At 63.6% G+C, this 14,586-nt stretch carries 11 protein-coding genes; 4 read left to right on the forward strand and 7 right to left on the reverse strand.

Annotated elements, in window-relative coordinates; all coding sequences use genetic code 11:
- Positions 1 to 269 precede the first annotated feature (269 nt).
- Complete coding sequence (rfbB, locus tag CFE28_02935) at positions 270 to 1,334, forward strand: dTDP-glucose 4,6-dehydratase (protein OYU69041.1); 1,065 nt, start codon at positions 270 to 272, stop codon at positions 1,332 to 1,334.
- Here the strand turns inward: rfbB and CFE28_02940 are convergent.
- On the reverse strand, positions 1,331 to 2,737 hold the full coding sequence (locus tag CFE28_02940) for an amino acid permease (protein ID OYU69042.1): 1,407 nt from the start codon (positions 2,735 to 2,737) through the stop codon (positions 1,331 to 1,333). The genes rfbB and CFE28_02940 overlap by 4 nt on opposite strands.
- Before the next feature lie 98 nt (positions 2,738 to 2,835).
- Here CFE28_02940 and CFE28_02945 point away from each other — a divergent pair, with 98 nt between their 5' ends.
- Positions 2,836 to 4,575 (forward strand): DUF885 domain-containing protein, encoded by a 1,740-nt coding sequence (locus CFE28_02945; protein OYU69043.1) that lies wholly within the window; start codon positions 2,836 to 2,838, stop codon positions 4,573 to 4,575.
- On the opposite strand, the gene CFE28_02950 is transcribed toward CFE28_02945, so the two are convergent.
- Positions 4,572 to 5,207: a TetR family transcriptional regulator gene (locus CFE28_02950; protein ID OYU71526.1), complete on the reverse strand. Its 636-nt coding sequence runs from the start codon at positions 5,205 to 5,207 to the stop codon at positions 4,572 to 4,574. The genes CFE28_02945 and CFE28_02950 overlap by 4 nt on opposite strands.
- 116 nt (positions 5,208 to 5,323) lie before the next feature.
- Between CFE28_02950 and CFE28_02955 the strand changes: the two genes are divergently transcribed.
- Positions 5,324 to 6,148, forward strand: a complete 825-nt coding sequence (locus CFE28_02955; protein ID OYU69044.1) for a UDP-2,3-diacylglucosamine hydrolase — start codon at positions 5,324 to 5,326, stop codon at positions 6,146 to 6,148.
- Between the two features lie 40 nt (positions 6,149 to 6,188).
- Entirely contained in the window at positions 6,189 to 7,592 is a 1,404-nt protein-coding gene (locus CFE28_02960; protein ID OYU69045.1) for an alpha-mannosyltransferase, read from the forward strand.
- A 148-nt stretch (positions 7,593 to 7,740) separates the two neighbouring features.
- Here the strand turns inward: CFE28_02960 and CFE28_02965 are convergent, their stop codons facing one another.
- The 5 genes from CFE28_02965 to phnC all read right to left on the reverse strand — a co-directional run bounded on the left by CFE28_02965 (position 7,741) and on the right by phnC (position 14,330).
- Entirely contained in the window at positions 7,741 to 10,155 is a 2,415-nt protein-coding gene (locus CFE28_02965; protein OYU69046.1) for a TonB-dependent receptor, read from the reverse strand.
- A gap of 306 nt (positions 10,156 to 10,461) precedes the next feature.
- Positions 10,462 to 11,490 carry a phosphate ABC transporter substrate-binding protein gene (locus CFE28_02970; protein ID OYU71527.1) on the reverse strand — a complete coding sequence of 343 codons (1,029 nt, stop codon included), beginning with the start codon at positions 11,488 to 11,490 and terminating at the stop codon, positions 10,462 to 10,464.
- A 174-nt stretch (positions 11,491 to 11,664) separates the two neighbouring features.
- Positions 11,665 to 12,471 carry a phosphonate ABC transporter, permease protein PhnE gene (gene phnE / locus CFE28_02975; GenBank protein ID OYU69047.1) on the reverse strand — a complete coding sequence of 269 codons (807 nt, stop codon included), beginning with the start codon at positions 12,469 to 12,471 and terminating at the stop codon, positions 11,665 to 11,667.
- 6 nt (positions 12,472 to 12,477) lie between these two features.
- Entirely contained in the window at positions 12,478 to 13,539 is a 1,062-nt protein-coding gene (locus tag CFE28_02980; GenBank protein ID OYU69048.1) for a phosphonate ABC transporter substrate-binding protein, read from the reverse strand.
- Entirely contained in the window at positions 13,536 to 14,330 is a 795-nt protein-coding gene (gene phnC, locus CFE28_02985; protein OYU69049.1) for a phosphonate ABC transporter ATP-binding protein, read from the reverse strand. The genes CFE28_02980 and phnC overlap by 4 nt, the downstream gene beginning before the upstream one ends.
- Between the last annotated feature and the right edge of the window lie 256 nt (positions 14,331 to 14,586).

Raw genomic sequence — 14,586 nt, forward strand, 5'->3', positions numbered from 1 at the left:
CTTCACGCCATTCCCCAGCGGCGCCGATGCGCGCCCCTGCCGATCGCCTTCGATGAAATCCTGAAGCCGATGCTGCCGACGCGAAAATGCACGTCAGGGCAGGTCAGATCCGACTTTAGGCAAGCCACTCCCCTGCCTCAAGGCCGTGATTTACGAAAAAGGCGTCGCCGGTCGCGCCCTCGGATATTTCAGCCATGACGATCTGCTGCTAGGAGGCAGTTAAGAAACGAGGGCGGCTCACTGCCCATCGCAAGGTTTTTGGAACCGAAATGAAACTCATTGTTACGGGCGGCGCCGGCTTCATCGGGTCCGCCGTGGTCCGCAAGGCTGTTGCTGATGGCCATCACGTGGTCAATCTGGACGTCCTGTCCTATTCGGCCAATCTCGAGAATGTCGCCGATGCCGCCGCCTCGGATCGCTATGTCTTCGAGCAGGCCGATATCTGTGACCAGGCCGCTGTCACGGCGATCTTCGAGCGCCATCAGCCCGACGCCATCATGCATCTGGCCGCCGAGAGCCATAATGACCGGGCCATTGACGGGCCTCTGGACTTTGTTCGGTCCAATGTCATGGGCACGGCCGTCCTGCTGGAAGTCGCCCGGGCCTACTGGAGCGCCCTGCCGGCAGATCGCAAGGCGACCTTCCGCTTCCATCATGTTTCGACGGATGAGGTCTTTGGCGCCCTGGGCGAAAGCGGAGCCTTTACCGAAGAGACGCCCTACGACCCCAACTCTCCCTATTCGGCATCAAAGGCCGGCGCCGACCATCTGGTCCGGGCCTGGAATCGGACCTTTGGCCTGCCGGTAGTGGTGACCAACTGCGCCAACAATTACGGCCCCTACCAGTTCCCCGAAAAGCTGATCCCCACCGTGGTGCTGCGCGCCATGGAGGGCAAGACCATCCCGGTCTACGGGGATGGTCGTCAGGTCCGCGACTGGCTGCATGTGGACGATCACGCCGACGCCCTGCTGACCGTCCTGCAGAAGGGTCGTCTGGGCGAGACCTACTGCATTGGCGGCGACTCGAACCTGCGCAATCTGGAGGTCATTCAGATCCTGTGCGCCCACCTGGACCGGCTGGCGCCGGCCAATGTGCCCCACGCCGAACGGATCACCTTTGTGGCTGACCGGCCGGGCCATGACTTCCGCTATTCCATCGACGCCTCGAAGCTGAGGGACGAACTGGGCTGGGAGCCCAGCACGCCTCTGGCCGAGGGTCTGGAAGACACCGTGCGCTGGTACGTCGAGAACCGCGCCTGGTGGCAGGGCATCCGTGAGCGCGGATTCCAGTCAGAACGTCTGGGCCTGGCGGGCGGCGAATCCACCCCCGCCTAGCTGTCGGCCAGCCGGCTGCGGGAGCGCCCGTAGAGCAGGTAGACCACAACGCCGATCACGTTCCAGACCATGAAGAAGATGATGGTCTGGGCGGCCAGGCTGGAGAACAGATAAAGGCAGCCGGCGATCCCGGCCGGGCCGATCACCCAGACCCAGGGCGTAGAAAAGGTGCGTTCCACCGCCGGACTGGCCCGGCGCAGGACGAGAACCGCCGCAATGGTGGCGATGAAGGCGGCCAGGGTTCCGGCATTGGCCAGGGCAGCGATCTCGGACAGGGGCATGATCCCGCCGATGACGGCCGAAATGACCCCGGTCAGCAGGGTCACCCGGGCCGGTACGCCGCGGGGGTTCACCGCCGCCAGCCAGCGCGGCAGGAGGCCGTCCCGGGCCATGGCGAAGAAGACCCGGCTCTGGCCGAACATGAAGACCATGATGACGGTCGGCATGGCCACCACGGCGGCGCCGGCGATGATGGCGGCGGGGCCCGGCTGGCCAAGTTCCCGAAGGACGAAGGCCAGGGGCTCCGGGCTCTTGGAGAAGACATTATAGGGCGAGGCGCCAAGGGCGCAGGCGGCCACCACCATGTAGATCAGGGTGCAGAGGACCATGGAGCCGACAATGCCGATGGTCAGGTCTCGGCTGGGATTCTTGGCTTCCTCCGCAGCGGTCGAGATGGCGTCGAAGCCGTAGAAGGCGAAGAAGATGATGGCTGCAGCGCCCATCATGCCGAACTTCTGGCCCTCCACTTCATGGGCGCCGAAGCCAAAGGGGGCGAAGGGGTGGAAATGACTGGCGTCGAAGTGGGGCAGGGTAAGGGCGACAAATCCAGCCAGGGCCACCAGCTTGACGCAGACCAGGACGAAATTGACGGTCGCGCTTTCCTTTGTGCCCACCAGGAGCATGCCGGTGACCACCAGGGAGATGAAGACGGCTGGCAGGTTGACGATCCCCCCTGCGTCCGGTCCCGCCAGCAGGGCCTTGGGTATGGCCCAGTGGGCCTGTTCGATCAGGCCGCCGGCATAGCCCGCCCAGCCCACCGACACGGCGCTGCAGACCAGGGTGTATTCGAGGATCAGGCTCCAGCCGACAATCCAGGCCACTGCCTCTCCAAGGGTCGCATAGGAATAGGCGTAGGCGCTGCCCGACTGCGGCATGACGCTGGCCATTTCCGCATAACAGAGGGCAGCACAGGCGCAGACCGCTCCGGCTACGGCGAAGGACAGGATCACCGCCGGCCCGGCCAGACCCGCGGCGACTCCGGTCAGGGTGTAGATCCCCGTGCCAATGATCGCGCCGACGCCCAGGGCCACCAGGTGAGGCCAGCTCAGGGTGGCCTTCAGGCGGTGCTGTCCGTCTTCATGGACATGCGGCGCGATCGCCTTGCGGCGGGTCAGGAAACTCATGGCGGGGGCCCCAAAAAAATCAGTGCCGTGAGAATGGCCCGGGTTCGACGCCGCGGGCAAGGTCCGTTAGCCTGCCCCCGAACTGAAGAGGATTTGCCATGCGTCCGGCCCTGCTCGCCCTGATCTGCCTGTTTGTCGCCGCTCCCGCCCTTGCAGACGACAGGGCCATCAGCCGGATCGTCGCGGAGTATGAGGCCTACAGTCTGAGGGATGATCCCTATTCCGCAGGCCAGCAGGGGGACCAGACCGCCCTCGGCCGGCTTCCCGATGTGACCCCTGCCGCAGATCGGGCCCGGGCTGTCGCCCTGGGCGCCTTCAGGGCGAAACTCGCCGCCGTTCCTGTTGCAGGCCTGTCAGATGAAGCGCGGCTGAACCGGGACTTCCTGACCTGGACACTGGATCGGCAGCTTTCCAGCCTGTCCTTTGACGAGGCCCGGATGCCGTTCAACTCCGACGGCGGCTTCCATCAGACCCTGAACTATGTGGCCACCACCACGCCGATCCGGACCACGGCGCAGGCCAGGGCGTGGATTTCACGGCTCCGGGCCCTGCCGAAATTCTATGAAGACAATATCGCCAATGCCCGGCGGGGCGTCGCCACGGGTTTCACCCAGCCGGAGTCCACCAATCAGCAGGTTCTGGAGCGCGCCCGGGCCCAGGCTGCGGCGACTGTCGGGACCGATCCCCTGATGACGCCCCTCGCCCAACTTCCTGCCGGCGTTGCTGATCCCGAGGGCCTTCGTCGTGAGGCCGCAACAGTGATCACCGATCAGGTCCGCCCCGCCCAGAGGGCCTTTGTCGCCTTCCTCGAAAAGGAATACCTGCCCGCCAGTCGCAGATCCCTGGGGATCCGTAGCGTTCCGGGCGGCGAGGCCTATTACAAGTGGCTGGTCGGGGACCACACCACGACCGACTTCACCCCCGACCAGATCCACCAGATCGGCCTGTCCGAGGTCGCCCGCATCCGCGCCGAGATGGACGGGGTCATTGCCGAAACCGGCTTCAAGGGGGATTTCCGCAGCTTCCAGGCCTATCTGCGCAGTGATCCGCGCTTCTATGCGACCTCCCGGGAAGAGCTGCTGGAGAAGGCCTCGCGGATCGCCAAGCGCATCGACAACGAGCTGCCAGCCTGGTTCGCGACCCTGCCGCGCCTGACCTATGGCGTGCGCCCGGTGCAGGCCGACATCGAGGAGACCTACACCACAGGCCGGTATTTCGGCGGCAGTCCCGAGCAGGGGGTGTCTGGCGGCTATATGGTCAATACGTCAAAGCTCGATCAGCGCCCGCTCTACGAACTTCCCGCCCTGACCCTTCACGAGGCGGTTCCGGGTCACCACCTGCAGATCGCCCTGGGTCAGGAGCTGCAGGGCGTTCCGAACTTCCGGCGCAATGCCGGTGTCACCGCCTTTACCGAAGGGTGGGGCCTCTACAGCGAGAAGCTGGGGGGCGAGATCGGCATCTACCGTGACGCCTATGAGCGCTTCGGGCGGCTCAGCTATGAAATGTGGCGGGCCTGCCGTCTGGTGGCGGACACAGGCATACACTGGAAGGGCTGGACCCTTGATCAGGCCAGGGCCTGCTTTGCCGACAACACGGCCCTCTCCCCCCTGAACATCGAGGTTGAACTGGCCCGCTATGTGTCCTGGCCCGGTCAGGCCCTGGCCTACAAGATCGGCGAGATGAAGATTGTCGCCCTTCGGGAAAAGGCCAGGTCCGCCCTGGGCGACCGCTTCGACATCCGCCGTTTCCACGATGCCGTACTGCTGGCCGGCCCCCTGCCGCTCTCCCTGCTGGAACAGAGGGTGGACCGCTGGATCGCGGCCGAAAAGCGGCGCTAGAGCCCTTCCGGCCAGAGATCCTGGACGCCGCCCTTGCGGTTCAGGGCGCGGACAGCCCGCTTGACGATCTGCAGCAGGCGGTCCCGCCGGGCGGTCTCGTCATAGGTCATGGCGCCCTTGGCCAGGCCCTCCAGCAGGAACCGACCGAGATCCCGGCTGGCCTGGAATCTGGGGTCGGCGCCGGCCTGGGCCAGGGCGTTGAACCTTTCGCCGACCTGGGCGTGATCAAAGGCCGCCTGGGCCTCTGCGAGTTGCGTCTTGAGCATGGGGTCGGTGCGGGCTGCGGCTTCCAGCTCGGAAAAGGCCACAAAAGGTGTTTCGTGCAGCAGGTTCCAATAGGCGTCGATAGCGTGCTCGGCGGCGTCCACATGGGGCGGATGGGCGGCGGCGGCTTCGAACAGCCGGGCCCGGGCGGCGTCGATATGGCCGATGACCGCCTCCACCAGGGATTCACGGGTCGGGAAGTGATAGAGCATGGCGCCCCGGGTCAGGCCCGCTGCCTCGGCGATCATGGTGTTGTCTGTGCGGTGATAGCCGACGGTGGCAAAAAGACTCATGGCCGCGTCCAGAATCCGGGCGCGGGTCCTCACCGCTTTCGGCGTCTCCCTGGCGTGCGGTCTGGCGTCGTCCATGGGTTCCTGCATAGGCCCTTTGCCCACGGCGGGACAGATGATTGGCCGGTTTCACATCACTGACATGCAATCAGCCTAGCAGACGTGCGTTTCGGGTCAGCGGAGAGACCGGGAAGATGGATCCTGAAGTGCGTCACTACCGTTCGATTTTCATTTCCGACATTCACCTTGGCACCAGGGGGTGTCAGGCCGAACTGTTGCTGGACTTCATCCGGCATGTGGAATGCGACACCCTCTATCTGGTGGGCGACATCATCGACGGCTGGAAGCTGAAGTCCGGCTGGTACTGGCCGCAGGCCCACAATGATGTGGTCCAGAAGATCCTGCGCATGGCCCGCAAGGGGGTGAAGGTCATCTATGTCCCCGGCAATCATGACGAAGTCGTGCGGGACTTCATCGGCGTCCATTTCGGCGGCGTGGTCGTCGCGCGAGACGCCATTCACGAAATGGCCGATGGCCGCCGGTTCCTGGTGACCCATGGCGACGAGTTCGACGGCGTCGTCCAGCACGCCCGCTGGCTGGCCCTGGTGGGCGACTACGCCTATCGCGCCCTGCTGCTGACCAACACCCTGTTCAACCGGGTCAGGCGCCGTCTTGGCTTTGGCTACTGGTCCCTTTCGGCCTTCCTCAAGGCCAGGGTGAAGAACGCCCTGCAGTTCGTCGAGAACTACGAGTCCGCCGTAGCAGAGGAAGCCCGGCGGCGGGGCGTCGACGGCGTAATCTGCGGCCACATCCACAAGGCCGAAATGCGCGAGATCGACGGCATCACCTATATCAATGACGGCGATTGGGTGGAGAGTTGCACGGCGCTGGCGGAACACCCCGACGGGACCCTTGAACTTCTGGAATGGGCGAAGATGAGGTCCTGGTCCGTGATTGACCGCACCATTACCGACCTGGCCATTTCCGATGGCGTGACGCCTGAGGGCCTGGCCGCCTGAGTCTTGACAGGGCAGATGAATTGGCGGCAGGCTTACTGTCATGAAAGAGCCGACACCAAGATATGTCTCGGGACTGCGCGATCGACAGAAGGCCGAGACCCGCGATCAGATTCTCCGGGCCGTTGGCCGCAAGCTTGAAGACGGCGCGGTCGAGGACGTCACCTATTCGGAAATTGCCAGTGAGGCCGGTGTCGGCGAGCGGACGGTCTATCGGCACTTCCCGACGCGGGAAGCCCTCATGGGGGCTTTCTGGGCCTGGCTGCAGACCGAGGCCCTGGCCCCTCACAGGCCCACCAAGACCCGGGTTCGGGAAGCCGTCCGCACCCACATCGACGGCTTGCGCCCCATGCGGATCCTGCTGGCCACTGACGCCTGGGAGCCCCAGGTCAATGGCGTGGTCCGCACCCTGACCAAGGTGATCGCAGAAATGCGGGCCATGGGCCACACGGTAGAGGTGATCAGCCCCGATCAGTTCAAGACCTTCCCCCTGCCTACCTATGCCGAGATCAAGGTGGCCGTCGGCGCCTATGAGCCGGTGCAGGAGCGGTTCAAGTCCTTCGAGCCTGAAGCCATTCACATCGCTACGGAAGGCCCGATCGGCCTGGCGGCCCGGCGGATCTGTGTGGAGTGGAAGCTGCCCTTCACCACCAGCTATCACACGCGGTTTCCCGAATACGTCTCGGCCCGCCTGCCCCTGCCCCTGGCGGCGGGCTATGCCTATATGCGCTGGTTCCACAAGCCGTCCGGCCGTCTGATGGTCGCCACGCCGACCATGCGCGATGAGCTGGAGCAACACGGCTTCCACAACATCACAGCCTGGTCCCGGGGGGTGGATACGGTCCAGTTCCACCCAAGGCGCGAGGATGAGCCCGATGTCTATGCGGGCCTGCAGCGGCCGATCTTCCTGTCTGTGGGCCGGGTGGCGGTGGAAAAGAACATCGAGGCCTTCCTCAGTCTCGACCTGCCCGGCACCAAGGTCGTCGTCGGCGACGGCCCGCAGAAGGAAGAGCTGGAAGAGAAGTATCCCGGCGCCGTCTTCACCGGCGCCAGGTTCGGCGATGAGCTGGCGGCGCATTTCGCCTGCGCAGATGTCTTTGTCTTTCCGTCCCTGACCGACACCTTCGGCCTGGTGATCCTGGAAGCCATGGCTACGGGAGCGCCGGTGGCGGCCTATCCCGCGCCAGGGCCCATCGACATCATTCCCGGATCCAATGCCGGCGTGCTGGCGGCGACCGCCACCGAGGGCCTGCGCGAAGCCTGTCTGGAAGCCCTGAAGCTGGATCGCACCGTGGTGCGCCGGTTTGCTGAAGGCTTTTCCTGGCGCGCCTGCGCCGAGGATTTCGTCCGTAATCTCCAGCCCTATCCCGAGCCGCAGAAGACCCGGTTCTGGCGCAAGCTGCGACGGCTGGCCCGGGTGCGGCGCCGTCGGCCCGAGGCGGCCTAGTACGACCTTCCGGCAAAAGAAAAGCCGCCGGGGCGTGGGACCCTGGCGGCTTTGTATTCAAGATTCCGGGAGAGGTACGGGGATGTCGTCCCCGGAATCCTGAGGGAATGAGAGGTTCGCCGGCGCCCGTGGGGCGCCGGCGAGGATCCTAGTACTTCACCCGCAGTTCAACACCGTAGGTGCGCGGCGCGTTGAAGTTGCCGTAGTCGCCGATCGTGCCGCGGTTGGCGGCCGAGATCCGGAAGATGTGCTCTTCGTTCAGCAGGTTGCGGGCCCAGACAGACAGCGAAGCCGAGGTGTCGCCATTGCCCATATTGATGTCGGCCAGGGTCAGGTTGCCGTTGACGATGAAGCTTGAGTCCGTCTTCACAGCCACCTGCTTGACCAGCTTGCCGGTTGGCGAAACGTCGGCGAATTCAGCCTGGAAGGCGTACTGGGCGTCGGCATAGTTGGCGTCCAGGTGAGCCTTGAAGGTCAGCTTACCAACCGGACGGGTGTAGTCCACATAGGCCGAAGCGGCCGTCGGCGGGGTGAACACCACATAGACCGGGAAGGGGGCTCCCAGCGGCACGTCCGTATTGCCGGTGAAGGGGAAGGGCGCAGCCGGGATCTTCACGCTGGTATAGGCGTAGGAGAGGCCAGCCTTCCAGTTTTCCGAGATCACTGCGGTGATGTCGGCTTCGATGCCCTTGATCTTCGACGTGCCGGGCGAGTTGCGGGTTTCCTCGGTGTGAGCGCCCAGGGTCGGGCTGCCGGGGGTGGTGTCGACATTGTCGAAGTCGGTCTGGGTGTTGTCGCGATCCATGGCGTAGGCCGCCAGGTTCACGCGCAGGCGATGGTCCAGCAGGTCCATCTTGGCGCCGATTTCGTAGGCCTTCACTTCTTCAGCATCGAAAGCCTGGAAGGTGGACGAACGGGCGTTGGCGCCGCCGGCGCGATAGCCGGTCGAGAACTTGGCGTAGAGGTTGATGTCGTCGCTGAAGTCATAGGCCAGGTTCACCAGGGGGTCGAACCGGCTCTTGCTGTAGTCGAACTTGAAGTTCGTAGCCTTGCCGGCCACGGCATAGAGGGTGCCGTTACGTTCGTCCTTGGTGACACGGCCGCCCACGGTCAGATGGAGCCTCTCCATCGAAGCCGGGGTGTAGGTGCCGTTGAAGAAAGCGGCGTAGCTGATGGCTTCGGCCCGGCTGGCGCGCTGGATGAAGCGGGTGCCGTACTGCCAGCCCTGGGTGGCGCTGGTGATGGCGCCCGTACCGAAGGAGCCATAGGCAGAGCGGATGGTGTAGGCGGTGCCGTCAGCGTTCCAGACGTTGGTGAAGGGCGTTCCAGCCGATTCCTTGACGTGTTCCTTGAAGTAATACAGGCCGGTCGCAAACTTGAAGCTGTCGCCAAGATTGCCGATGGCCTGGAACTCCTGGCTCATCTGGCGCTGATACAGGTCCGAAAGGCTGTACCGGCCGAAGTTGGAGTTGGGGGCGAAGACGTTGCGGGCTTCAATGCCCGAATTGTCAAACTGGTTGGTTCCGACGGCATGAAGGCCGGTGATCGACCGCAGTTCCAGGTCGGGAGAAACCTCGTACTTCAGGATGGCCGTCAGGCCGCCGGTCTCGTCGAGGCTGGGCTGCTGGATCGTTCCGATGTGCGAAACCGTCTGGCGGCTGGTGTTCACCTTTACCAGAGGCGAGAGCGGGTTGATCGTGCCGGCCGGCGCTGCGGCGGCGGCCGTAACCTGAGCCAGGGTGCGGACCGTCTTGCCGTAGGGGTTGTAGTTCAGCAGCTGGCTGAAGAACGGCGTGTTCTGGTCATGGGCATAGTCCACCGACACCGCTGCGCTGAATTTGTCGGTCGGCTGATAGACGGCGCTCAGGCGGATGCCCTTGCGGTTGAACTGGTTCCAGCCAGCCTGGCCGAGCATGGGGTTCTTGGTGGTGGCGTCCTGATGCTGGACCAGGGCGTCAACCTTGAAGGACAGGTCGCCGATTTCCGCGAAGTCCTGGTGAACTTCCGCGTTGTAGGAGCCATAGTTCCCGACGCCAAGGGTCATCCGGCCACCGAAGACGCCGCTGGGGCCCTTGGTGACGATGCTGACCGCGCCGCCTTCGGTGTTACGACCGAACAGGGTGCCTTGCGGGCCCCGCAGAACTTCGACGCGCTCCAGATCAAACAGGGCTGCATTCAGACCCTGGGGGCGGGCCATGTAGACGCCGTCAATATAGACGCCGACGCCCTGGTCGCGGGCGGTCTGGTTGGCGTCGAACGGCACAATGCCGCGAATGCCGATGACCAGAGCCGACTGGCGGGATTCAAAGGGCGCAACGCGGAGCGAGGGGATGGCGCCGTCCTGCAGGCTGATCAGGCTGCCGGCATGGCGGTCAACCATGGCCTCAGCGCTCATGACCGAGATGGCGATCGGAGTCTTCTGCAGATTGGTCTCGGACTTGGTCGCCGTAACCACGACTTCTTCAAGGGTGGTTCCGGTATCGGCTTCTGCAGCCATGGCCGGAGTCGAAATCACAGCAGCGAGACATGTCCACGCTACGGTCGTCATGAGATGTTTCATCATCAGCCTCTTTTTCCCACCACCCCGGTTCATGCTTGAAGGGGTGGCCCGCCAGCGGCGCTGATGGCTCCCGCGACATCGAGATACCCAGCACCATTGCCCCGGGTCTTAAGGAGCGGGCGTGACGGTTGGGTCTCAGAGATGTGACAGATTTGTTGCGCGCCCGGTTGTGGCTCAATGGCCACAGTGGGGGCGGCGCGCGGAAACACAGTCCGGAACTGCGATTGCCTGGCCACTTCCTGAAAACGCCGCGGAGCCTTGCGGGTCCGCGGCGTGAAATTCAGCCGGAGTAAGGTCGCTTCGCAGAAATCAACTGGCGGGCTTGGCCATTGCCGCGAGCTTGTCTGCGGCCGCCTTCTGGGCTTCATGCTGCGCCGGCGGAAGGGGAATCAGGCCCCGGCTCTGCAGATAGCCGCCTCGACCGGACGCCGGGTCCGAAACGAACTCCTTCACGAATTCCCGCAGGCCCGGGGTCACCCCGATATTGGCCTTCTTCACATAGATGTAGAGACTGCGCGACAGAGGGTAAGACCCATCCGAAATCGTCGAGATCGTCGGCTTCACGCCATTGACCGTGGCGCCTTTAACCTTGTCCATGTTCTCTTCGAGGAACGAATAGCCAAAAACGCCGAGGGCGCCCGGGGTCTTGGTCAGGGTCTGAACAATGGCGTTGTCGTTTTCACCGGCGTCAACCCAGCCATCCCTGCGAAGGGGATCCACCAGTTGTTTGAACTTTGCCTCGTCGGCCTTGTGAATGGCCTCTGCCGCGGGGAACTTGCGGGCTCCCGCCTCAATCGCCAGTTCCACGAACGCGTCGCGGGTGCCGGAAGATGGCGGCGGGCCATAAACCAGAATCTTGCTGTCAGGCAGTCCGGCGCCAACCTCATTCCAGCGGGTATAGGGATTGGGTACGAACTTGCCATAGCGGAGCACCTTGCCGGCCAGGCCGAGATAAAGGGACTCGGGCTTCATCGGATAGTCCGGCCCGGACTTGCTGACAGCAACGACTATGCCGTCGTAGCCGATCTTGATCTCGACAATTTCCTTGATGCCCTTGGCGGCGCAGGCTTCGAATTCCGACTTCTTCATGGGCCGGGACGCGTTTGCGATATCGGGAAAGCCCTCTCCGGATCCGGCGCAGAACAGCTTCAATCCGCCCCCGGTGCCCAGGCTCTCGACCTTCGGGGTCTTTGATCCCGTCTTCTTGGCGAAGTTTTCGGCGACCCGGGTAGAAAAGGGAAACACGGTCGACGATCCGGAGGCCCAGACATAGTCACGGGCTGCGAAGGCTGGTGTGCCAAGAGCGCAAAGTGAGGCCGCCAAAGCAAAGCCGGTGATGAGGTATGAGCGACGATGTGACACGAATTTTCTCCAATAGTCCTGGGTACTAGCCCTGTTCAGCCCTGCATGGCCTGGGCGGCTCCGATTTCCGCCCGGTCTGCGGGTGCAGAATTACCGGGGGCGTATGACAGTTCCCTTGCAGTTTTGTGACAGGGTTCCCGGTGGGCGCGGTCAAAGCAGCCGAGAGCGGATGGTCTGGCTCAGCAGGTCAATACCGGTCACAGCGACCACGATGACGATCGAGATAGCTGCGGTGAGCTGGTAGTTGAAGCTGTTCATGCTGTCGAACAGGATCTGGCCGATCCCGCCGGCCCCGATCAGGCCCAGCACCGTGGCGCTGCGGCTGTTGGATTCGAAGCGGTAGAGGGCATAGGACGTCCATAGCGGCGCCACCTGCGGAATGACCCCCCAGACCACCTCCTGCAGCTTGGAGGCACCCGTCGCGCGAACACCTTCGACCGGGCCGCGGTCAATGGATTCAACGGCTTCTGCGAACAGCTTGGCCAGAACACCGCCCGTATTGATCGACAGGGCCAGCACGCCGGCGAAGGGACCAAGGCCGACAGCCACCAGGAAGGCGGTGCCAATGACCAGGTCCGGCACCGACCGCACCAGGTCCATCAGTCGGCGAACCGGCAGCTGGATGAAGGACGGGGCGACATTGCGGGCGCCCAGAAGTCCCATGGGAACAGCAATGATGATGGCCAGGGTGGTGCCCCAGAGCGCCATCTGGATGGTCAGCCACATCTTGGCGACCAGATCCTTCCAGTCGGAAAAATCAGGGTGCAGGAAGCCTGATCCAAACTGCCGCATGTTCTCGGACTTGGAGAGAAGCAGCGGGAACTTGCTGATTTCCGCCGGACCGAAGGCGATGATGAGCAGGATGATGATGCCGCCCCACAGGGCGATGTCGAAGACCTGCTGGCCGAGCGGCCGGCGAGGGGGAGTCAGAAGTGAGGCTTCGGGCGACGGGCTCATGGCGTCCTACTGGGCGTCCAGGGCCTGGCCGGTCTTGGCCTGCAGTGCGGCCTGCTCGGCCTTGACGCTGTCCAGGGCCTTCTGGGCCGTAGCGATCTTGGCGGCGTCCTTGGATCGCATAGCTTCCTGGAGATTTTCTCCGGCTTCCATTTCCCGGACGGGCAGCAGGTGATTGTTGTCAGCAGGCTTGAACCCGCCGATGGAGATCTTGGCCAGCAGGGCCCGCTGACGCTCGGCCTCGGGGCCCTCGCCCTGGGCGTAGGTCAGGAAGAACTGGCGGAGCTTTTCCTTTACCGCCGGGTCGAGATCGCTGCGCCAGATGATCGGATCTTCCGGAAGTCGGGGCGAGGTCCAGATCACCCGGACCTTGTCCACCACAGTGGGCTGTCCCTTGGCGGCCAGTTCCTTGTCCCGCTCGCGGTTCAGACGCATGGAGGTGGAGTTGCCCGTGGCGACATCCAGCACCCCGTTGGCCACGCCCAGCAGGTTCGAGTTGTGATTGGCCGACTTTACCGTCTTGAAGCAGTCATTGATGTCGATGTTGTGCGGCGAGAACAGATAGGTCTTGGGCGCCAGGGTGCCGGATGTCGACTTGGCGTCGCCTACCCCGAAATTCAGGGTCCTGTCGCACTTCAGTATGTCTTCAAGGGTGGTCTTGCTCTTGGCGGGCACAATGATGACCGAGGTGTAGCCATCGTCTCCGGACGGGTCGAAGGTCCGGGCGAAGACCTCGCCGCCGGCCCGGCGGACAGCTTCCAGGCCCGAGAAATTGGTGAACCAGCCGAAGTGGGTCTGCTTGAAACGCAGGGCCTCAACCAGGGCCGTATAGTTGGCGCCGAAGAAGGGCACGATCTTGAGGCCGGTGGACTTCTCCATGTCGGCGATGATCGGCTTCCAGAAGGCTTCCAGACTGGACGCGCTCTCTGGCGCCACAATGGAGAATTTCAGTACGCCTGATGCGCCATTGTCGGCGGTTTCAGCGGGCTTGCCGCACCCGGAAAGGGTAAAGGCGCCAAAGCCGATGGCTGACGCCAGAAAACTGCGGCGGGCGATTTGGACGGTGGTCATTTGGGCGCTCCTTCCCAGAAGACGTCTTCGAATTCGGGGCCGTAGATTTCAATGAGCTGTTTCTGCTCAAGACCCGACGCAGGACCATCATAGACGATCTTGCCGGCCTTCAGGGCAATGACGCGGTCACAATACCTCAGGGCGTAATCCACCTGGTGAAGTGTGACGACCACGGTGAGGCCATCTGTCCTGTTCAGGTCCCGCAGGATTTCCATCACCTTGCGGGCCGAGACGGGATCAAGGGAGGCGACGGGCTCGTCTGCCAGAATGATCTTGGCTTTCTGGACCAGGGCGCGGGCGATGGCGCCGCGCTGCTGCTGGCCGCCGGACAGGGTGTTCGCCCGCTGGGCGGCGTATTCAGCAACGCCCACACGTCCAAGGGCGGCCATGGCCGCCGTCTTGGTCTCTTGCGGCCACTGACCGAGAAGGCCCTGCAGGAAGGGAATGCGGCCAAGCGAGCCCAGGGCCACATTGGAGAACAGGCTGAGGCGCCCGACCAGATTGAACTGCTGGAAGATGAAGCCGATGCGGATCCGCGCCTCGCGAACCCTGTTCGAGACCTTGCCCTCAGACTGGACTGTCAGGCCGAAGGCCTCGATCACGCCCTGTCCGCCGTCGATGGTCTGCAATCCGGAGATTGACCGCAAAAGGGTCGACTTTCCTGAACCGGACGGTCCGATCAGGGCGATCATTTCGCCCTTGGATACATCAAGAGAGACGCCGTCCAGCGCCTTGCGCGCACCGAACGTCTTGGACGCGTTACGAACGGACAGAACCGCAGGATCGGACATGAAAGGCGCTGGTTCCCCAGAGTTTTCGCGCGCTAAGGGCTGTGCCGGAAACGAACGGACATCCTTGCAGGGGCTACATGACACAGGCGGCGGGCGGCGGTCCAGCCTGCACGGGGCCCGTAGTTAGGACTTCAGTAATTATGCCTGCAATTAAAACACTTTACATGGGGGGGCTTTACCCTTAATTCGCACCGCTCCGGCGGACCCGATGTCCTCAAAAGCGCTGCTAACGCCGGATTGGGTTCAACAATCCGTT

Source organism: Alphaproteobacteria bacterium PA2 (assembly GCA_002256425.1).
Taxonomy (GTDB): Bacteria; Pseudomonadota; Alphaproteobacteria; order Caulobacterales; family Caulobacteraceae; genus Phenylobacterium.

What these genes read in the sequence shown, in the direction of transcription:
- rfbB (OYU69041.1), top strand. Translation starts at nt 270, where the DNA reads ATGAAACTCATTGTTACGGGCGGCGCCGGCTTCATCGGGTCCGCCGTG.
- CFE28_02950 (OYU71526.1), bottom strand. Translation starts at nt 5,207, where the DNA reads ATGGACGACGCCAGACCGCACGCCAGGGAGACGCCGAAAGCGGTGAGG.
- phnE (OYU69047.1), bottom strand. Translation starts at nt 12,471, where the DNA reads ATGAGCCCGTCGCCCGAAGCCTCACTTCTGACTCCCCCTCGCCGGCCG.
- CFE28_02945 (OYU69043.1), top strand. Translation starts at nt 2,836, where the DNA reads ATGCGTCCGGCCCTGCTCGCCCTGATCTGCCTGTTTGTCGCCGCTCCC.
- phnC (OYU69049.1), bottom strand. Translation starts at nt 14,330, where the DNA reads ATGTCCGATCCTGCGGTTCTGTCCGTTCGTAACGCGTCCAAGACGTTC.
- CFE28_02980 (OYU69048.1), bottom strand. Translation starts at nt 13,539, where the DNA reads ATGACCACCGTCCAAATCGCCCGCCGCAGTTTTCTGGCGTCAGCCATC.
- CFE28_02965 (OYU69046.1), bottom strand. Translation starts at nt 10,155, where the DNA reads ATGATGAAACATCTCATGACGACCGTAGCGTGGACATGTCTCGCTGCT.
- CFE28_02940 (OYU69042.1), bottom strand. Translation starts at nt 2,737, where the DNA reads ATGAGTTTCCTGACCCGCCGCAAGGCGATCGCGCCGCATGTCCATGAA.
- CFE28_02955 (OYU69044.1), top strand. Translation starts at nt 5,324, where the DNA reads ATGGATCCTGAAGTGCGTCACTACCGTTCGATTTTCATTTCCGACATT.
- CFE28_02960 (OYU69045.1), top strand. Translation starts at nt 6,189, where the DNA reads ATGAAAGAGCCGACACCAAGATATGTCTCGGGACTGCGCGATCGACAG.